Below are 19,515 nucleotides of genomic sequence, written 5' to 3' on the forward strand. Positions count from 1 at the left end.
TATCAGTCCCGACGGATTCGGCTGACAATACGCGCCCAGCCCCCCGGGGCCAGAAAGAAAGACAGGCCAAAACCGGTGGCAAATCCACCCAGGTCGGCCACCCAATCCGATGTGCCGCCAAAGATCAGTCCAAACAGCAACTGAATGCCCATCAAAACTGCTATCAACTGGAAGGCACGCGACTGGTTTTCTCCGACCAGAGACAGTTTGCGCCACAAGAGCCAGGTAAATGCTCCGATCAGACCATAGACCGGTGGGAAGCCACCGATCAGCGGGTGGCTTGGGTTAAGAAGCAGCGCATAAACCAGCGCGCCTCCGGCACCGGACAGAGCAAAGATCAACAGCATAGCAATGCTGCCAAACACTTCGGCCACCATCTTGCCCATCGCCAGAATAAAGACGCAGACAAAAATTGCCTGGGTAAAGGTTCCTGAAACAAAAGGATACGTTACCAAACGCTTGAGGCTATCTATGCGCCAGTCGCCGGTTTCCAGCATTCGATCAAACTGACCTGCAAAGAACGAGTAGCTGTCTATTGCGTGTAGTCGCCACCCGACGGCATCTGGTCCGCCGACCAATCCACGGCTGCCCAGCGTGAACGCCAATTCAATTCCCATGACAAACAGCACCAGTGCCATCACGACGGGGGGCAGAGGATTAACTGCAGGTGTATAATGCTCACTGCTCATTGGGCTTTACCTTTGCGGCTGTTGACGTCCCTTGGCCTCATGGGTAAGCGACGGGGACTGATTTTTCCAGACGGGAGTTCCCTTCGATGACCGAGACCCAATTCACGCCGCGCGTGTTTTCCGGCATCCAGCCTTCGGGAAACCTGCACCTTGGCAACTACCTTGGTGCGCTCAAGCGTTTTGTGGATATGCAGGGCCCAGAGATGGAGACTGTGTATTGCATGGTCGACCTGCACGCGATCACCGTCTGGCAAGACCCCAAGGAACTGGCCCACTCGACCCGAGAGTTGTGCGCCGGTTTTATTGCGGCCGGGATCGACCCTGAGCAATCTATCCTGTTCAACCAAAGTCAGGTGCCCGAACACGCGCAGCTGGCCTGGGTGTTCAACTGCGTCGCGCGTATGGGCTGGATGCAGCGCATGACCCAATGGAAGGATAAAGCAGGCAAGAACCAGCAGAACGCTTCGCTGGGCCTGTTCGCCTACCCGTCCCTCATGGCTGCGGACATCCTGACCTATCACGCGACTCACGTGCCAGTCGGCGATGACCAGAAACAGCATCTCGAGCTGACCCGTGACATTGCGATCAAGTTCAACAATGACTTTGGCGTCGATTTCTTTCCGATCACCGAACCGGTGATCGAAGGAGCCGCGACGCGGGTCATGAGCCTGCGCGACGGTTCGAAAAAGATGTCGAAATCCGACCCGTCCGACATGAGCCGGATCAATATGACGGATGATGCCGAAGCGATCGCCAAGAAAATCCGCAAGGCCAAGACAGATCCTGATGCTCTGCCCTCGGAAATCGACGGATTGGAAGAGCGTCCCGAGGCTCGCAATCTGGTTAACATCTATGCCGCGCTCAGCGATCAATCGGTGGAGCAGGTTCTGGCTCAGGTTGGTGGCAAGCAGTTTGGAGAGTTCAAGCCAATGCTTGCTGATCTGGCAGTTGAAAAGCTGTCTCCGATCTCGACCGAAATGGCACGTCTTATGGGCGATCAGGCAGAGATCGACCGCATTCTGGCACGTGGCGCGGAACGCGCGCGAGAGATCGCAGCCCCGATCCTGCGCGACACCTACGAGATCATCGGGATGGTGGGCGCAGGTAAATCCTGAGATCGCGCAATAAAACAACATAGAACGCCGCCCCAAACCGGGCGGCGTTTCTCTTTGGAATCTTACGCTGCCTGAGGGCGCAGTACTTCCTGTACAATCGATTCCGCCACCTCGTGCGGACTGACCGATTCAGCCTGCGCACGGGTCAGAATTCGATCCATCGTACGTTCCAAAGCCTGTAATCTGAGATCGACAAAGGCCTGACGTTCCGCAACCTGCAGGATCTCGGTCGCGACGTTTACGATGCCGCCACCGTTCGCAACAAAGTCCGGAGCATAGAGGATACCGCAGACATGCAGTCGCTGCGCATCAGCATCCGTGGCCAATTGATTGTTCGCCCCGCCGGCAATGGCAGAAACCTTGAGCAACGGGATGCTGGTCTCGTTCAGAATGCCTCCAATCGCGCAGGGGGCAAATATGTCAGCCTCTGCTGAGTAGATTGTATCGGCCTCGACCACCGTCGCCGAAAACTGATCTGCTGCCCGTGCGCATTGCTGCCGGTCAATATCGGTCACAACCAACTCGGCACCGTCTTCGTGAAGCAGGTGGCACAAATGCCAGCCGACATTGCCCAAACCCTGAACCGAGACGGTTTTGTCTTTCAGCCCAGCCGTTCCAAATCGATGGCGTGCGACAACGCGGATCGCATTGAAAACGCCCCTAGCGGTGATCGGGGAAGGATCCCCGCTGGCAAAATCACCCTCTGCCAGACCAGCGACGTACCGGGTTTCAGACCCGATATGCGCCATGTCGGCAGGCGTCATGCCCATATCCTCGGCAGTCCAGTATTGACCATCCAGATGCTGAACGACGCGGCCAAAGGCTTTCATCAATTCAGGGGACTTTTCTGCCGAAGGATCACCTATGATAACTGCCTTACCACCCCCAAGGGGAAGGTCAGCGGCAGCGTTCTTGAATGTCATGCCGCGTGAAAGTCTCAGCGCGTCATTCAATGCCTCAGTCGGATGCCCATAGGGTCGCATCCGTACGCCACCAGCAGCTGGCCCCAATTGCGTTGAGTGGATCGCAACATAGCCCAGCAATCCGTGTGCCGTATCTTTGAATTCAACCACGCGCTCGTGCCCTGGCGCGTCAATTGGGTGGATTTCCATTATCTACCTCCGGAATGACAAAGCGATTCTGGCACGTATTGCCTAGAGATTTTCGCCAATGGACACTGCTGGCTTGCGAGGTTTTAGTGCTTTACTCTATAAGATAGCCCTTAGATGGAGTATTTCACCATGGATCAGATAGATAGAAAGATCATTCGCGCGCTGCAAAAGGATGGGCGAATGACTGTCATCGATCTGGCCGAGCATGTCGGACTGTCTGCAACACCTTGTGCGCGGCGCCTCGAAAGGCTTCAGCGAGACGGCGTGATCACGGGATATGCCGCGCAGGTAAACGCAGAACTGCTTGGATTCGGCGTCACAATTTTCGTTTCGGTCGAACTGGAAAAGCAGGACCGGAACGCCATTGATGCATTCGAGAAAGCCATTCGCCGCTGTGATGAAGTCATGGAGTGTTATCTTATGACCGGATCCCGCGACATATTGCTGCGAGTTGTTGTTCAGGACCTGAATGCATTCGATGCATTCCTTGAAAACAGGCTGATGAAAATTCCGGGAATTCGAAATCTGCGGTCCAATTTCGCTCTGCGCACAATGGTCAAACGGGATGTGTTGCCCTTGTCGATTGGATAATCCTCTGGACCTCGGTGCCGTGCCCTCCTAGGTTTCGCCAGAATGAACGGAGGGGATCATGGCAGTCGGTACGAACATCCGAACCTATTTCGAAGGTCAGTGGCATGATGGGGACGCCCCGATCATGCGTGCAGCGGATCACGGTTCCTGGCTTGGATCGTCAGTGTTCGACGGCGCACGTTATTTTGAGGGGATGGCCCCTGACCTTGCAGCCCATTGCGAACGGGTCAATCGCTCGGCCGAGGCGCTGATGCTTACGCCGAATGCCACCACCGAACAGATGGTAGAGATCGTAAAGGAAGGGCTGGAAAGCTACGCTTCGGATGCCGCCGTTTATATCCGCCCGATGTACTGGGGGATCGACGGGGATGCGACTGCGATCGTCCCTCAGGAGGACAGCACGGGTTTTGCGATCTGCCTCGAAGAAATTCCGATGGCAGCGGAAACGGCCTCAGCCACGCTGACTTCGACCCGATTTCGACGTCCGGTTTTGGAATCCGCAGTCGTTAATGCCAAGGCCGGATGCCTTTATCCCAACAATGCGCGGATGCTGAAAGAAGCCCGGTCTAAAGGGTTTTCAAACGCACTGGTGACTGACGCAATGGGCCATGTCGCTGAAACCGCCACCGCGAATATCTTCATGGTACGTGATGGCGAGGTTTTCACGCCGACACCCAACGGCACTTTCCTCGCTGGAATCACACGTGCGCGCCACATCGACAACCTGCGCCACGACGGCGTAACCGTGCACGAAACCATTCTGAGTTTCGAAGATTTTCATGACGCGGATGAGGTGTTCATGTCAGGTAATATGAACAAGGTTACACCTGTGACTGCACTGGACGATACGCAGTACCAGATTGGCCCTATCGCCCGCCGCGCGCGTGCGCTTTATTGGGACTGGGCCGCAAGCAACCGCTAGCGCGTTGCCTCTGTTTGTTCGAGTTGCCAGCAGGCAAATGCTCGGGCATGATCCCTGAAAACAAAGAGGATATTCATGCGCAAGTTCCTGGTCGTACTTGATGACAGTCGCGAGTGTCTGAACGCGATGCGTTTTGCAGCGATGCGTGCAGCGCATACTGGCGGTGGCGTCACTGTCCTGTCCGTTATTCCACCAGATGAGTTCAATCACTGGATCGGTGTCGCTGAAGTTATGCGTGAAGAAGCGCGCGAACGTATTCACGCACATTTCGAGGTATTCGCGAAATGGATGCGCGACAAACAGGGTGTAGAACCCGAACTCGCCATTCGCGAAGGCGAACCGGTGCCACAAATCATCGAACATGTTCGTGACGATTCGGAAATTGGTGTGCTTGTTCTGGGTGCTGGTACAGACAAAAAGGGCCCCGGCCCGCTTGTTACCCAGCTGTCACGCAACGCAGGCAGCCTGCCAATTCCGATCACGATCGTCCCCGGTGATCTGAGCAAAGAGAAGCTGGAAGAAATTACCTGAGGCAGGCTGATGGGCGGGCAGATTCAGTTCTGGTTCGAATTTGCCTCGACCTATTCCTATCTCAGTGCAGTGCGGATCGAACAAGTCGCGGCCGCAAAGGGTGTGGTTGTCGAATGGCAGCCATTTCTGCTGGGTCCGATCTTCGCAGAACAAGGCTGGGACAACTCTCCGTTCAACATCTATCCCGCCAAGGGCCGCTATATGTGGCGCGATATGGAACGGCTTTGTACTGAGCGCGGGTTACCCTTCGCGCGGCCTGCCAGGTTCCCTCAGAACGGCCTGAAAGCTGCGCGTTTGGTACTGGCTATCCAATCACCCGATCAAAAAGCCGCGTTTGTTCGCGCCGTTTATTCTGCAGAGTTTGGTTCGGGGCGCGACATTTCAGATGAATCTGTGCTGGCAAAGTGCCTGCAATCAGCGAATTTACCCATCGAAATGCTTGATAAGACCAACGACCCCAACATCAAGTCAGCCCTGATTGAACAGGTGGCAATGGCAAAGTCGCACGACATCTTCGGGGCACCCAGTTTTCTGGTTGGAGAAGAGTTGTTCTGGGGTGATGACAGATTGGATGCAGCTGTTTCTTACGCCGCCCAAATTTAGAACGGTTCCAAATCTTGACTTCCCGGGCCCCTGCCCGCATATCTGGAGCAACTGAAACGGAGCTCCGCCATGTTCATCCAGACCGAATCCACACCGAACCCGGCAACATTGAAATTCCTGCCCGGCCAGGCTGTTCTGGACGCTGGAACAGCAGATTTTCCCAACGCCGAAGCTGCTGAGAAGTCGCCGCTGGCCAAACGCATCTTTGCCGTAAGCGGTGTAACCGGTGTGTTCTTTGGCAATGATTTCGTGACCGTGACCAAGTCGGATGACGTCCAGTGGGATCACATCAAACCGGCTGTTCTTGGCGCTGTTATGGAACACTATCAGTCTGGCCAGCCTGTCATGGGCGCCGAAGCCGTCACCGAATCCGGCCACGCTGAGCACTTTGGTGAAGATGCAGAAATCGTGAACCAGATCAAAGATCTGCTGGACAGTCGTGTGCGCCCGGCCGTTGCTCAGGACGGCGGCGATATCACGTTCCATGGGTTCGATCGGGGCGTTGTTTATCTGCACATGCAAGGGGCCTGCGCAGGTTGCCCGTCTTCGACTCTGACCCTGAAAATGGGCATCGAGAACCTGCTGCGCCACTACATCCCCGAAGTGACCGAGGTTCGCCCTGTTGCCGTCTGAACCAACAATACTGGCATTTGATACATCGGCCGCGCATTGCGCGGCCGCTTTGCTGCGCGGGGGTGAAATCGCGGTATCAAAGGCCGAATCCATGACCCGCGGACAAGCCGAGCGGCTGATGCCTCTGCTTGAAGAGGTTCTGGCAGAAGCGGATTGCGCCTGGCAGGATCTGGATGCGATCGGGGTTGGCGTAGGCCCCGGCAATTTTACTGGCATACGAATTTCGGTCTCAGCCGCCCGAGGCCTCGCACTAGGTCTTGCGATACCTGCAGTTGGCGTTTCGGGGTTTGAAGCTTTGGCAGATCTTGCACCCGATGGCGAGATTCCCGTCATCGTTGCTCCGCGAGATCAGGTGTACGTGCAACTTCCAGGGTCTTCACCGCAACTGAAGTCTCGGGATGAGGCAGAATCACTTGGGCCTCTTTTTAATTGTTCTGAGCCCGCATCTCAGGCATCGGCTATCGCCCGCATTGCCGCGCAACGTTGGGCAACAGTTCAAGAACCACCCGCCCCGCTCTACATACGGCCAGCTGACGCCGCTCCGTCCAGAGATGTGCCACCCGTACTGTTAGACGGATGACACCTCAGGACTTGGCATCGACTCACGCCGCGGCATTCACCCAATCCCGCCCATGGACAGAGGATGAGTTTTCCGACCTTCTGACCAATCGTTTCACCCATGTTGTTGGAAACGAACAGTCTTTTGCTTTGTTTCAGGTCATCGCCGGAGAAGCTGAGTTGCTGACACTTGCGACTCACCCGGCGTATCAACGGCAAGGGCTGGGCCGGCGCTGCATGGAGAACTGGCACAACAAAGCCATCGAACTGGGTGCCACCCGCGCGTTTCTGGACGTAGCGGAAGACAATCATCCCGCCTTTGAGTTGTACCAAAGTTGCAATTATCGTCCCTGTGGACGTCGCAAAGGCTACTATTTGCGGAAAAACGATAAAAATGCGGACGCAATCGTAATGGAACGCAGCTTGCCCTAGCGGTAGATGCAATTTTTTCGACCATATGGTCAAAATTCAGTTGACCCCGCCTGTTGCAAACGGCCTTAATTCCCGCCATCACAACGGTTATGCTCGCTCTGAGTGGGTAAACGGGGCTATCTTGGCACCGAACCGACAAAAACCAACGGGAGTAACATATGACCCTGATGAAATCTTTGATGGGCGCAGCCGCTGCGGTTGCACTGACAGCTGGCGCAGCTCTGGCCGAGCCCGCGCTGATCTTTGACCTGGGCGGTAAATTCGACAAGTCGTTCAACGAAGCGGCACATAATGGCGCGCAGCGTTGGGCCGACGAAACCGGCGGCACCTACCGCGAGATCGAGCTTCAGTCCGAAGCTCAGCGCGAACAGGCTCTGCGCCGTTTTGCCGAAGCGGGCGCAAACCCGATCATCACCATGGGTTTCGCGATGGCAGATCCGCTGTCCGCAGTAGCCGGCGACTATCCCGACACCAAGTTCGTCGCGGTTGACGTAACTTGGCTGGACGCGCCGAACATCCGTCAGATCGGCTTTGCCGAGCATGAAGGCTCCTATCTGGTCGGCATGATGGCCGCGATGGCATCCCAATCCGGCACCGTAGGTTTCATCGGTGGCATGGACATTCCGCTGATCCGTCACTTTGGTTGCGGTTATGCGCAGGGTGCCAAGGCTGTGAACCCCGATATCAACGTTGTCGCCAACATGACCGGCACAACTCCTGCGGCTTGGAACGATCCGGTTAAAGGCTCGGAACTGACCAAAGCCCAGATCAGCCAGGGTGCAGACGTGATCTATGCCGCTGCGGGTGGCACAGGCGTTGGTGTTCTGCAGACTGCAGCTGACGAAGGCATCCTGTCGATCGGCGTGGACAGCAACCAGAACCACCTGCACCCGGGCAAGGTTCTGACCTCGATGCTGAAACGCGTCGACGTTGCTGTTTATGACGCAATGAGCGGCGGCGAAGACCTTGAAACCGGCGTATTTGCCATGGGTCTGGCCGAAGAAGGTGTTGGTGTCGCAATGGACGACAACAACGCAGCACTGGTCAACGACGACATGAAAGCCGCAGTTGACAAGGCACGTCAGGACATCATCGACGGCAACGTCGCGGTTGTCAGCTACTACGAGAACGACAGCTGCCCCGCACTGCAGTTCTGATATCGCGTGGGACGGGGGTACCCCCGTCCCGCATCCACTCTGCCGCTGTTCGCGCACTGCAGTTATGGTGTCACAGCGGCCCTTTCGGCAATTGAGGACAAGACATGACCGTCCCCGCCATTGAGCTCAAAGGGATATCCAAAGCCTTTGGGCCGGTTCAGGCCAACAAAGACATTTCCATCAGCGTCGCCCCCGGTACGATCCATGGGATCATCGGTGAAAACGGTGCGGGCAAATCCACGCTGATGAGCATTCTCTACGGCTTTTACAAAGCCGACAAAGGTGAAATCTGGATCAATGGTCAAAAGACCGACATCCCCGACAGCCAGGCTGCAATCGCCGCAGGTATCGGCATGGTGTTCCAGCACTTTAAGCTGGTTGAGAATTTCACCGTTCTGGAAAACATCGTTCTGGGTGCCGAAGACGGCGGCCTGTTGGGGCCGTCTCTGACCAAAGCGCGCAAAGAACTGAAAGAGCTTGAGGAAGAGTACGAACTCTTCGTTGATCCGGACAAACGCATCGATGAAATCGGCGTGGGCGCACAGCAGCGGGTCGAAATCCTCAAGGCGCTTTACCGCCGGGCCGAGATTCTGATTCTTGATGAACCAACCGGTGTGCTGACGCCGGCCGAGGCGGATCAGCTGTTCCGCATCCTCGATCGCCTGCGGCAAGAGGGTAAAACTATCATCCTGATCACGCACAAACTGCGCGAGATCATGGAAGCCACAGATACCGTATCGGTCATGCGGCGCGGACAAATGACAGCGACGGTCAAAACCTCGGAAACCAATCCCGAGGAACTGGCCGAGCTGATGGTGGGCCGTAAGGTACTGTTGCAGGTGGATAAGGTCCCTGCACAGCCTGGCAAACCGATACTGGAAATCGAAAACCTGCGTGTCAGCGACGAGGCCGGTGTCGAACGCGTCAAAGGCATCAATCTGAACGTTCGCGCGGGTGAGATCGTCGGCATCGCTGGTGTGGCCGGCAATGGTCAATCCGAACTTCTGGAAGTTCTGGGCGGAATGCGCCCTGGTCACGGGACCATCAAGCTGAACGGCACACCGCTTGCACTGAGCGGGCCGGGATCTGATGGTCAAGCCCGCCGCGCGCAGCATATCGCGCACGTTCCCGAAGACCGTCAGCGCGAAGGTCTGATCATGGATTTCCACGCCTGGGAGAACGTGGCCTTCGGCTATCACCGTGACCCGGCCTATAAGCGCGGGATTTTCATGGATAACGCTGCACTGCGTGCCGATACCGAACGCAAGATTGAGAAGTTTGACGTGCGCCCGCCAAATGGATGGCTGGCGGCCAAAAACTTCTCGGGTGGTAACCAGCAAAAAATCGTGGTTGCCCGGGAAATCGAGCGTAATCCTGACCTGCTGCTGGTGGGACAACCAACGCGTGGCGTAGATATCGGCGCGATCGAGTTCATTCACAAGCAAATCGTTGCCCTGCGTGATCAGGGAAAAGCGATCCTGTTGGTGTCGGTCGAATTGGAAGAGATATTCTCACTTTCCGACCGGATCGCAGTGATGTTTGACGGACATATCATGGGCGAACGCCTGCCTCATGAAACAGATGAAAAAGAACTGGGCCTGTTGATGGCCGGTGTTGCGGGGGAGGCCGCGTAACATGGATAAAATGCCCAAATGGGCTGATGTCGTTCTGATCCCGTTGATCAGTCTGATATTGGCAGCAATCCTGTCGGCGCTGGTCATCCTCGCCATCGGAGAAAACCCGGTCGAGGCGGTGAACCTGATGGTCACCGGTGCACTGGGGTCGACCTATGGTTGGGGTTATACCCTCTACTACGCCACCAACTTCATGTTCACGGGTTTGGCGGTGGCCGTCGCGTTTCACGCACGCCTGTTCAACATCGGTGGTGAAGGTCAGGCAATGTTGGGTGGTCTCGGCGTTGCCATGGTCTGCCTGTATATTCCATGGCCTCACTGGAGCATCGCGTTGCTTGCCGCTTGCGCCGGCTCAATGCTCTTTGGTGCCGCCTGGGCTGCGATCCCTGCCTATTTGCAGGCCAAACGCGGCAGCCACATCGTGATCACCACGATCATGTTCAACTTCATCGCAGCAGCCTTCCTGAACTATATGCTGGTCAATGTGATGCGCCCGCAAGGTTCGATGGACCCGGCAACGGCACGCTTCCCCGAAGCTGTCCATCTGCCAACCTTCCAGTCCATGTTCTCGACCGCTGAGAATGTGGTCTTCCGGGGTGCTCCTGCCAACATCTCGTTCTTTGTGGCAATTCTTGCCTGCGTCGTTGTCTGGGCGCTGATTTGGCGTACGCGATTGGGTTATGAAATTCGTGCCTATGGCCATTCAGAAACCGGTGCGGTTTATGCGGGTATTTCACCCGTACGGATTACCATAATCGCGATGCTGATCTCCGGCGCGCTTGCAGGAATGATGGCAATCAACAACGTCATGGGTGAAGCGGAACGGCTGGTTCTGAATTCCACTGAAGGAGCTGGATTTATCGGTATCGCTGTGGCGCTGATGGGCCGTTCGCATCCCTTTGGCGTGTTCCTGGCCGCGATCCTGTTCGGGTTCCTCTATCAGGGTGGGGCTGAGCTTGCTCTCTGGACATCGATTCCGCGCGAGTTGATCGTTGTGATCCAGGCGCTTGTAATCCTGTTCACCGGAGCGCTGGACAACATGGTACGCATGCCGCTTGAAAAGCTGTTCCTAAGTCTGCGGAAGGGGGCCGAGTGATGGAGTTCTTCATTACACTCATCCAGGTTCTGGATTCCACAATACGTCTGGCCACTCCGCTGTTGCTAGCCTGCCTGGCAGGCCTCTATTCCGAGCGCGCGGGCATTTTTGACATCGGCCTTGAGGGCAAGATGCTGATGGCTGCGTTCTTCTCAGCTGCAATCGCGGCTGTAACAGGATCGGTCTGGCTGGGTTTGCTGGCCGGGATTGCTTCGTCTCTAGTTTTGTCGGGGCTGCACGGTTTGGCGTCGATCACCTTCCGGGGAAATCAGCTCATCTCAGGGGTTGCGATCAATTTCCTTGCGGCTGGCATGACAGTCCTAGTGGCGCAAAGCTGGTTCCAACAAGGCGGGCGCACGCCATCATTGTTTGACGGCGGTCGCTTTTCACCGATCGAGTTTCCTTTTGCCGACGCGTTGAGCGGTGTCCCGATCATCGGCCCGATCTATTCCGAGCTGCTGTCAGGCCATTCGATTCTGGTCTATGTCGCGTTTCTGATGGTTCCGGCCACATGGTGGGTGCTTTTCCGTACCCGCTTTGGCCTGCGCCTGCGTGCGGTAGGCGAAAACCCGGCCGCTGTTGATACGGCAGGCGTATCGGTCGTTGGGCTGCGCTATGCCGCCGTTGCGATCTGCGGCGTGCTTTGTGGTATCGCCGGAGCTTACCTTGCCACCGCGTTGCAAGCGGGCTTCGTGAAGGACATGACGGCAGGCCGTGGCTTTATCGCACTTGCCGCATTGATCTTTGCGAAATGGCGGCCTTGGCACGCGATGTGGGCCTGTTTGCTGTTCGGATTGCTTCAGGCCATCGCCCTGCGGTTCCAGAACATTGATCTGGGTGGCATCGTCATACCGGTTCAAGTCATGGATGCCCTGCCATACATCCTGACGGTTGTGATCCTGGCAGGTTTTGTCGGCAAGGCAGTTCCGCCCCGTGCAGGTGGCGAACCATACGTCAAGGAACGCTGATAAGGCCAGTTCAGAACAGAACTTCAGTCCTGTTCGCTGCAAAGCGGCATGCAGAGTTGATTTTGCATGCCGCAACCGCTCTAAAGGGATATGCATGTGTCCCGCCCTATAGCGGAGGTTTCCACGGCCCTTGAACTTTTGACGAGGGTCTCTGCCGCAACCCGTATTGGGCCCGATCACGTTCACAGACCAATTTCGTTAACCGAACCGGGGGCCAGTCATTATGCGCGTCGTTCAGGGCACATCCGGTTTCTATCTTGGACTGACAAGCAAACTGCGAGCGTTTTGCCACATGTCACCTGATCTTTACGATACAGGTGTTTGTGTCGCGTTGCGCCGCTCAGCCAGGCTCGTCTAGAAAACAACATGCAAATATATCTCCCGATAGCCGAAGTCTCCGTAAACGCCTTTCTGTTGTTTGGCCTTGGCGGAATGGTGGGAATTCTGTCCGGTATGTTCGGCGTGGGTGGCGGGTTTCTGATGACCCCCCTGCTGTTCTTTATCGGCATCCCACCTGCCGTCGCTGTTGCGACCGAAGCCAACCAGATTGTCGCCTCGTCCTTTTCAGGTGTGCTCGCACATTTTCGACGAAAGACGGTCGATCTCAGGATGGGTACAGTCCTGTTGATCGGGGGATTGACGGGCGCCGCGCTTGGTGTCGTGGTGTTCAACTATCTCAAAAGCCTTGGACAGGTCGATCTGCTGGTCAAGCTTTGTTATGTGGTGTTCTTGGGCATCATCGGTAGCCTGATGTTCATCGAAAGTCTGAACGCCCTGCGCAAATCCCGCAGAGCGGACGCCTCGCCACCTAAAAGACGACAGCGGGGCTGGATTCATGCGATGCCGTTCAAGATGCGCTTCCGCACTTCGGGCCTGTATATCTCGGTCATTCCACCGCTGGTCGTCGGCCTGTTTGTCGGTGTTCTGTCTGCCATCATGGGTGTTGGCGGCGGCTTCATCATGGTGCCCGCAATGATTTATCTGTTGGGGATGCCGACCAAAGTGGTTGTCGGAACGTCGCTGTTTCAGATCATCTTTGTGACCGCATTCACCACCATGCTTCATGCCACAACGAACTATACGGTTGATGTCGTGCTTGCAGTCCTGCTGCTGGTTGGTGGCGTCGTTGGAGCACAAATCGGCACCGTCATCGGCGCGCGTATGCCTGCGGAACAGTTGCGAGTCCTTCTGGCCGCACTGGTACTGGTGGTTTGCAGCAAGCTGGCATTGGATCTATTGCTGCAACCGTCCGAGCTGTTTTCGCTCGGCGATGGCGGAGGGCACTGACATGTATCGCCTGATTGCCGCCTTTTGCCTGATCTGCCTTCCCGCCTTTGCCTCGGAAGAACAAGTTGTACTGGGTCTTAGCCAGGATCGCGTCGCTATCACAGCCAACTTTGATGGGTCGGAAATCCTGATATTCGGCGCCGTCAAACGCGAAGCCCCGATTCCAGCGGGACCGCCACTGGAAGTTATCGTCTCGGTCGTAGGTCCATCAAAACCCGTCACGGTCAGACGCAAAGAAAAGAAATTCGGGATTTGGGTGAATGTTGACAGCGTACTGGTCGATTCCGCACCCAGTTTCTACGCGGTTGCGACCAGTGCTCCGTTCGATGACATCATTACCGACACCGAAGACCTTCGGTATCGGATTTCAATCGAACGTGCGATCCGGTCGGTCGGAGCAGCGATGCATATCCGAGGTGCACAGGAATTTGCAGACGCCGTAATTCGGATCCGCGAAGCAGAGGATCTGTATTCGATCCGTGAGAACACGGTTGCCGTCGATCAACAGACCCTGTTTCGTACATCAATCGAAATGCCTGCAGACCTGACCGAAGGGGACTATGTCGCACGTATCTTTCTGACGCGTGGCGGTGAGGTCGTATCGCAGCTCGAAACAACCATCGATGTGCGCAAGGTGGGTCTGGAACGGTTCCTCTACAACATGTCCCGTGAGCAGCCCATTTGGTACGGGCTGATGTCACTGGTCATTGCGATTGCCGCAGGTTGGGGCGCATCGACGGCATTCCGGATGCTGCGGGAAAACTGACGGTCATCCCCTGCCAATGTAAGGCATGGTCGTTGCCATAACGGTCATGAACTGCACATTTGCTTCGGCTGGCAGGTTTGCCATGTGCAGAACCGATTTGGCGGCATCTGCGACGGCCATGGTCGGATCGGGTTCATTCCCCTCCGCGATGGCTGCATCGACCAGCCCCTGCACCATCGGTGTGCGGGCGTTGCCGATATCGATCTGACCACATGCAATCCCCAGCTCGCGACCATCCAATGACAGGCTGCGGGTCAATCCTGTTATCGCGTGTTTGGTCGCCGTGTAATGTACCGAGTTCGGGCGCGGCACATGCGCGGCGATTGAACCGTTGTTGATGATCCGCCCGCCCTGCAGCGACTGGTTGCGCATCGTTTTGAAGGCTTCGCGAGCGCACAGGAACATGCCGTTCAGGTTCACGTTTACGGTCTGATACCAGGCATCCAGGGCGATCTCATCTATCTTACCGCCCGGTGCAAATACACCTGCATTGTTGAAAAGCACATCCAGACGATCTGTGTGTTCCGCAAATGTCTGAAATGCCCCGGTGACCGCATCCGGGTCCGTCACATCCGCGACCAATGGAATCGCATTCGAATGTGCCTTGGCCATCGCATTCAGCGTATCCGCACCGCGGGCGAGGATGCCGACTGTCCACCCCTGTTCCAGAAACAGCTCTGCCGTCGCGCGACCAATACCAGAGCTGGCGCCGGTTACGATGATCGATTTCATGTTTCTTCAGCCTCCAATGTCAAAGACGCCGCAGGGATTGCACGAAGATCATCCACACGCAGCGGATGCGTTGGCTTTGACAATCGGTTGCGAACCACCCAGATCAACCGTTCTTGCGCGCGTGTAATCGCAACATAGGCAAGGCGCTTCCACAGGGGCTGGCCAGCCTCGGTCCGGCCCATACGGGCAGCGGCGTAGATGTCCGGGGCAAAAACCTGAACAGTATCCCACTGTGAACCCTGTGCCTTGTGGATAGTGACCGCAGCGCCGTGCAGAAAGGTTGCACCCATGCGGGCAGCATATGGAATGAAAGGCTCTTCCTCGTCCGGTTTTTCAATTTGAACGATGGAAGCGGCACTGACCTGAGGATCCTCAGCCCCCATCACGTGCAGACGTGAAAAACCCGGTTTGCGTCCGGGACCGAGATATATGACCTGAGCGCCCTTGATCAGCCCGCGCGCTTCTAGATCCAGCCGTTTTTTTCGGTGTTTCAGAGGCAGCTCGATGCCATCGCAAATCAGGGGCTCACCTTCCAATAACTCGGTTTCCGGCGCATGGTGAACTTGTCGGAAGGCCTGTATCAACCGAATACGCGTTGCATTGCGCCATACGAGTACCGGGCTGCGCGCCATCAAATCCACCTCAACCCGCTGTCCCCAGACAACGCGGTCGTCTTTGCGCGCAGTTTCTTCAATCAGACGCTCAAAATCCTCGAACCCCATCGCAGGATCTGCCAACGCGTGCGCCAGATCCAGAATGGGGTTGTCAGCATCTTGCCGATGTACCCGATGCAAAGTCAGCTTTCGTGGTTCGGGCAAGCCCTCGAACACCATTGAACCTGACTGATTCACCGGTGCCAACTGGGCCGGGTCGCCAAACAGCAACAGGGTAGGAAAGATCTCCTGAAGATCCTCGAACTGACGGTCATCCAGCATCGACGCTTCGTCGACAAACCCGATGTCCAACGGCTCATCCCGGCGCTTCCAGCCGGTGATGAAATCGGACCCGCGCAGGCCTGCTGCCGCTAGGGCACCCGGAATCGATTTGTTGTTTTGATAAAACGCTGCAGCACGGTCGAGAGCTTCATCTGTCAGCCCCTCAATCTCGGGCCTTTCATCGTTGCCCGCCAGCCATTCAGCGATGCGTTCGTATTCCGGATCATAAACCGGTGTGTAGAGGATACGGTGAATTGTCGTCGCTGGTACGCCGCGCAATCGCAGAACACTCGCCGCCTTGTTGGTAGGGGCCAGGATGGCAAGGCTGCGTTTATCACGTGACTTACGGCTTTCGAAATCTCCAGAAACCAGATTAACACCCGTCTCGGCCAAGGCTTTGTAGAGTTCGGCCAGCAAAAGCGTTTTGCCCGATCCAGCCTTGCCGATCACCGCCATGACACCCGATTTACCGGTGCCGGGCAGCTTGAGCAGCGCATCATCTTCAAGGTCGATACCTGCTGTTCGCAGCATCTCAGCGATACTGTCAAATGCGGCGGCCTGATCTTCGGAAAAGGTAACTTGGGGCAAGGACATGGCGCGACCCTACAGGGCCACGCCACCCTCCACCAGATGTGGATTTTGTTTTCTCAGAAATCAGGCAGACAGCGCGAAACGATGCTGCGTTGCACTGCCAAATGCTGTCTTGAACCACAGCCGGGACAGCTCACGCGGAATGCCCGCCCGCTCTGCCACGCGATTGCAATCGTCGACAGAGTAAGGCCACAAGCCAACCGATATCTGATCCCGTCCCTTTCCTTCGGAACCCAATACCGTTGGGGACGACCCTATAAGCCGGTAAATCCGGATCATACGAGCGTCGAACACACCTGCGATATGGGTCAACCCAAAGCCTTCCATCACCTCGCCACCACTCAGCATAATCGCGCCAGCGGTGTGCGGGCTGGCTGTACGAGACAGGCAAAACCGCGTTACTTCCCAGATAAGCGGGCTTCGTATCGGGCTGCCGCCAGTCAGGTGTCCGAAAACCTCGTTGATCATAACGGGTCCGGTGGTCGGCAGAATGCGCATCGACCCACCATGACTGCCATCAGGCTCTTCCCAGATGACATAAATCGGGTTCAGGTCATCATACTGATCCCGCTCTTCCCCCTTTTCGTTAATTTTGACGTCCCAACCCAATCGGGTTTTGAACTGATCGGCGCGATCCCGAAACATTCCCTCGGCCAGTTTTGGATATTTGTGCAGCTCATCGGCATACAGATAGCGCAGCATGACTTGTTCCCCTTGTCGTCCAGTGCTGGAACGAAGGGGGTACAAACTCGTGGTTAATATTCGGTTCGACGACCGGCCGTTGCTTAAACGACTATTAATCCTCGACTTAGCGCCGTTGCGATTGCGTGCGTGGTATTCAAAGCACCCAGCTTTGACCGGGCGCTCTCGATGTAAACACGCAATGTATGCTCTGAGATTGAGAGCGAATGCGCGACTTGAGCCCGGCTGTAGCCCAGCGCCAGAAGCGTCATCGCATCAACCTCGCGCGGGGAAAGACCACGTGCCGCATCGGGTTGCCGGTCACGCTCAAACTCCAGTGCCTTTCGATTGAAATAGTGGGCAATAAGGATCAGTTCGCGCCCATAAGTGGTAACGAATTCCTCCCACTGGACGTCATTGCAGGTGTGATTGACCGTAAACAGCGCGAATTGGCCGTTCGGACCTCGCAAGGGGATCGAATATCCCTGATTTCCGACACCGTGGTCCAGAGCATCCTGTAGAAAGGCTTTGGCAACCTTGCTGGACCAATCGAGCTTTTTCCAGTCAACGGGATGAAAACGCTGAAAGCAGCCTAAGATGACCGGGTCGATTCTGTGGTAGTTTTTTTCGCGATAGCGTTCGGCCCATGCGTCGGGATAGGTTGTGTACCCGTATTGGTCGCCTGCGCCGTCAACCCAGTGATAGATGATATGCTCGATTTCGAGCCGGTCTCGCAGTCGAATGGCGACCTGACTTAACTCATCAAGCGTGCTGGTGTTTTCCAAATCTTCGGGGATCTGGCTCAAATCGAATTTTGTTCCCATTCGCGGGCGCTGATGCCTCATCGTTCAGGGACGCGATCTCGGCCGCCGCAATCAACCGTGTATCATCAAGCTGCTCGGCAAGTGCGCTCAACCCGTTGGCAACAGCGAAAGCGTTGAGGTCCGACAGGACGTCCAATATCCACTCATTTTGCGCCATCAGGGTCTCCCCGAAATAGTTAACGAAGGGTTAACACAACCATAGCATGTAGAAGTTTTTTTTGCCTATTCACTGCTTTCTACTCCCCAAAAATAGTGAGGGCTAACCAGTTAAGTCATTGTAAAATAATATCATATTTCAAAAACAGAAACACCTGCGAGCCGCAAAAGCGATTCGCAGGTGTCTATACTTAAGATTGTACTTATTAGCCGCGTGCTTCCAGAACTTCTTCCAGAGTACGCATACCTGTACGCGGAGCCTGAACCAGTACCGACATGTTGCCCGGCTTGTGTTCGTTACGCATCATCTTCATGTGCGCTTCGGGCAGGTCCTGCCAGGTGAACACTTCGGACATGCAAGGGTCCAGACGGCGCTCAACCATCAGCTGGTTTGCGGCCGAAGCTTGCTTGAGATGCGCAAAGTGCGAACCCTGCAGGCGCTTCTGGTGCATCCACATGTAGCGCACATCAAAGGTCAGGTTATAGCCGGTGGTACCTGCACAGATCACGACCATGCCGCCTTTTTTGACGACAAAGGTAGATACCGGGAAGGTGCTTTCGCCCGGGTGTTCGAACACCATGTCGACGTTTACGCCCTTACCGGTGATGTCCCAGATGGCCTTGCCGAACTTACGCGCTTCTTTGAACCACTCGGCATATTCCGGCGTATTCACCGTGGGCAATTGACCCCAGCAGTTGAAGTCCTTGCGATTAAGAACGCCCTTGGCACCCAGACCCATGACAAAGTCACGCTTGCTTTCGTCCGAGATCACACCGATCGCGTTTGCACCCGCGGTGTTGATCAGCTGGATGGCATAAGAACCCAGACCACCTGATGCGCCCCATACCAGAACGTTCTGGCCCGGCTTCAGATCGTGAGGCTCGTGGCCAAACAGCATACGGTATGCGGTTGCCAGCGTCAGCGTGTAGCAGGCGCTTTCTTCCCAGGTCAGATGCTTGGGACGCGGCATCAGCTGCTGAGCCTGAACGTTGGTGAACTGCGCGAACGAGCCATCGGGGGTCTCATAGCCCCAAATACGCTGCGAATCCGAGTACATCGGGTCGCCGCCGTTGCAGGCTTCGTCGTCACCATCATCCTGGTTGCAGTGGATTACGACCTCGTCGCCGACTTTCCAGCGCTTGACCTTGTCACCAACGGCCCAGACGATGCCCGAAGCATCCGAACCTGCGATGTGGAAAGGCTGACCATGGCCGTCAAACGGGCTGATCGGCTTACCCAGCGATGCCCATACGCCGTTGTAGTTCACACCGGCCGCCATAACGAGAACCAGAACTTCATGGCTGTCCAGCTTAGGCACGTCTACGACTTCGAGCTGCATGGCCGTATCCGGCTCACCATGACGCTCTTTCCGAATGGCCCAAGCGTACATTTGTTTCGGGACATATCCCATCGGGGGGATTTCACCCATCTCATAGAGGTCTTTTTCCGGTGCCTCGTACGACGCGATGCCGCTGTCGGTGTCCAGAGCCATGTTGGCCTC

22 protein-coding genes are annotated in these 19,515 nt (G+C 56.1%); 14 read left to right on the plus strand and 8 right to left on the minus strand.

Annotated elements, in window-relative coordinates; translation table 11 throughout:
• Positions 1-2: 2 nt before the first annotated feature.
• Complete coding sequence (locus GOX61_RS06780) at positions 3-689, minus strand: rhomboid family intramembrane serine protease (RefSeq protein ID WP_170332323.1); 687 nt, start codon at positions 687-689, stop codon at positions 3-5.
• A gap of 86 nt (positions 690-775) precedes the next feature.
• On the opposite strand from GOX61_RS06780, the gene trpS reads away from it, so the two are divergent.
• Positions 776-1,804: a tryptophan--tRNA ligase gene (gene trpS / locus GOX61_RS06785; protein WP_170332325.1), complete on the plus strand. Its 1,029-nt coding sequence runs from the start codon at positions 776-778 to the stop codon at positions 1,802-1,804.
• 62 nt (positions 1,805-1,866) lie between these two features.
• Here the strand turns inward: trpS and GOX61_RS06790 are convergent, their stop codons facing one another.
• Entirely contained in the window at positions 1,867-2,916 is a 1,050-nt protein-coding gene (locus tag GOX61_RS06790) for a Glu/Leu/Phe/Val family dehydrogenase (RefSeq protein ID WP_170332327.1), read from the minus strand.
• Between the two features lie 129 nt (positions 2,917-3,045).
• On the opposite strand from GOX61_RS06790, the gene GOX61_RS06795 reads away from it, so the two are divergent.
• From GOX61_RS06795 to GOX61_RS06855, 13 genes are all read left to right on the plus strand, one after another.
• Entirely contained in the window at positions 3,046-3,507 is a 462-nt protein-coding gene (locus GOX61_RS06795; protein ID WP_170332328.1) for an Lrp/AsnC family transcriptional regulator, read from the plus strand.
• Between the two features lie 58 nt (positions 3,508-3,565).
• The gene (locus GOX61_RS06800; protein WP_170332330.1) at positions 3,566-4,429 is read left to right on the plus strand and encodes a branched-chain amino acid aminotransferase; all 864 of its coding nucleotides are present in this window, start codon (positions 3,566-3,568) and stop codon (positions 4,427-4,429) included.
• A gap of 75 nt (positions 4,430-4,504) precedes the next feature.
• Positions 4,505-4,960 carry a universal stress protein gene (locus GOX61_RS06805; protein ID WP_170332332.1) on the plus strand — a complete coding sequence of 152 codons (456 nt, stop codon included), beginning with the start codon at positions 4,505-4,507 and terminating at the stop codon, positions 4,958-4,960.
• A gap of 9 nt (positions 4,961-4,969) precedes the next feature.
• Positions 4,970-5,563, plus strand: a complete 594-nt coding sequence (locus GOX61_RS06810; RefSeq protein ID WP_170332334.1) for a 2-hydroxychromene-2-carboxylate isomerase — start codon at positions 4,970-4,972, stop codon at positions 5,561-5,563.
• A gap of 69 nt (positions 5,564-5,632) precedes the next feature.
• Positions 5,633-6,196, plus strand: coding sequence for a NifU family protein (locus tag GOX61_RS06815; RefSeq protein WP_155149901.1), 564 nt, complete (start codon positions 5,633-5,635; stop codon positions 6,194-6,196).
• Positions 6,186-6,776: a tRNA (adenosine(37)-N6)-threonylcarbamoyltransferase complex dimerization subunit type 1 TsaB gene (gene tsaB / locus GOX61_RS06820; RefSeq protein WP_170332336.1), complete on the plus strand. Its 591-nt coding sequence runs from the start codon at positions 6,186-6,188 to the stop codon at positions 6,774-6,776. Before GOX61_RS06815 ends, tsaB begins: the two co-directional genes overlap by 11 nt.
• Positions 6,773-7,186 (plus strand): GNAT family N-acetyltransferase, encoded by a 414-nt coding sequence (locus GOX61_RS06825; protein WP_170332338.1) that lies wholly within the window; start codon positions 6,773-6,775, stop codon positions 7,184-7,186. The genes tsaB and GOX61_RS06825 overlap by 4 nt, the downstream gene beginning before the upstream one ends.
• A 158-nt stretch (positions 7,187-7,344) precedes the next feature.
• On the plus strand, positions 7,345-8,343 hold the full coding sequence (locus tag GOX61_RS06830) for a BMP family lipoprotein (protein WP_170332340.1): 999 nt from the start codon (positions 7,345-7,347) through the stop codon (positions 8,341-8,343).
• A gap of 104 nt (positions 8,344-8,447) precedes the next feature.
• The gene (locus GOX61_RS06835; protein ID WP_170332342.1) at positions 8,448-9,977 is read left to right on the plus strand and encodes an ABC transporter ATP-binding protein; all 1,530 of its coding nucleotides are present in this window, start codon (positions 8,448-8,450) and stop codon (positions 9,975-9,977) included.
• Between the two features lies 1 nt (position 9,978).
• Positions 9,979-11,073 carry an ABC transporter permease gene (locus GOX61_RS06840; protein WP_155149893.1) on the plus strand — a complete coding sequence of 365 codons (1,095 nt, stop codon included), beginning with the start codon at positions 9,979-9,981 and terminating at the stop codon, positions 11,071-11,073.
• Positions 11,073-12,041 (plus strand): ABC transporter permease, encoded by a 969-nt coding sequence (locus tag GOX61_RS06845; RefSeq protein ID WP_155149891.1) that lies wholly within the window; start codon positions 11,073-11,075, stop codon positions 12,039-12,041. Before GOX61_RS06840 ends, GOX61_RS06845 begins: the two co-directional genes overlap by 1 nt.
• A 366-nt stretch (positions 12,042-12,407) precedes the next feature.
• Positions 12,408-13,328: a sulfite exporter TauE/SafE family protein gene (locus GOX61_RS06850; protein WP_170332344.1), complete on the plus strand. Its 921-nt coding sequence runs from the start codon at positions 12,408-12,410 to the stop codon at positions 13,326-13,328.
• A gap of 1 nt (position 13,329) precedes the next feature.
• Positions 13,330-14,094: a TIGR02186 family protein gene (locus GOX61_RS06855; protein ID WP_209016362.1), complete on the plus strand. Its 765-nt coding sequence runs from the start codon at positions 13,330-13,332 to the stop codon at positions 14,092-14,094.
• Between the two features lie 3 nt (positions 14,095-14,097).
• Here GOX61_RS06855 and GOX61_RS06860 read toward each other — a convergent pair whose 3' ends face one another.
• The 6 genes from GOX61_RS06860 to ccrA form a co-directional block, all read right to left on the minus strand.
• Positions 14,098-14,826 carry an SDR family oxidoreductase gene (locus tag GOX61_RS06860; protein ID WP_170332346.1) on the minus strand — a complete coding sequence of 243 codons (729 nt, stop codon included), beginning with the start codon at positions 14,824-14,826 and terminating at the stop codon, positions 14,098-14,100.
• The gene (locus GOX61_RS06865) at positions 14,823-16,355 is read right to left on the minus strand and encodes an ATP-dependent DNA helicase (protein WP_170332348.1); all 1,533 of its coding nucleotides are present in this window, start codon (positions 16,353-16,355) and stop codon (positions 14,823-14,825) included. The genes GOX61_RS06860 and GOX61_RS06865 overlap by 4 nt, the downstream gene beginning before the upstream one ends.
• A 60-nt stretch (positions 16,356-16,415) precedes the next feature.
• The gene (locus GOX61_RS06870) at positions 16,416-17,054 is read right to left on the minus strand and encodes an acyl-homoserine-lactone synthase (protein ID WP_170332350.1); all 639 of its coding nucleotides are present in this window, start codon (positions 17,052-17,054) and stop codon (positions 16,416-16,418) included.
• A gap of 83 nt (positions 17,055-17,137) precedes the next feature.
• Complete coding sequence (locus tag GOX61_RS06875) at positions 17,138-17,857, minus strand: helix-turn-helix transcriptional regulator (RefSeq protein WP_170332352.1); 720 nt, start codon at positions 17,855-17,857, stop codon at positions 17,138-17,140.
• Positions 17,796-18,014, minus strand: coding sequence for a hypothetical protein (locus GOX61_RS06880; RefSeq protein WP_155149877.1), 219 nt, complete (start codon positions 18,012-18,014; stop codon positions 17,796-17,798). The genes GOX61_RS06875 and GOX61_RS06880 overlap by 62 nt, the downstream gene beginning before the upstream one ends.
• Before the next feature lie 205 nt (positions 18,015-18,219).
• A complete protein-coding gene (gene ccrA / locus GOX61_RS06885; protein ID WP_155149875.1) occupies positions 18,220-19,506 on the minus strand; it encodes a crotonyl-CoA carboxylase/reductase in 1,287 nt (428 codons plus the stop codon).
• Positions 19,507-19,515: the final 9 nt, after the last annotated feature.

The sequence above is a fragment of the Ruegeria arenilitoris genome, from assembly GCF_013030265.1.
Classification (GTDB): domain Bacteria; phylum Pseudomonadota; class Alphaproteobacteria; order Rhodobacterales; family Rhodobacteraceae; genus Ruegeria; species Ruegeria arenilitoris_E.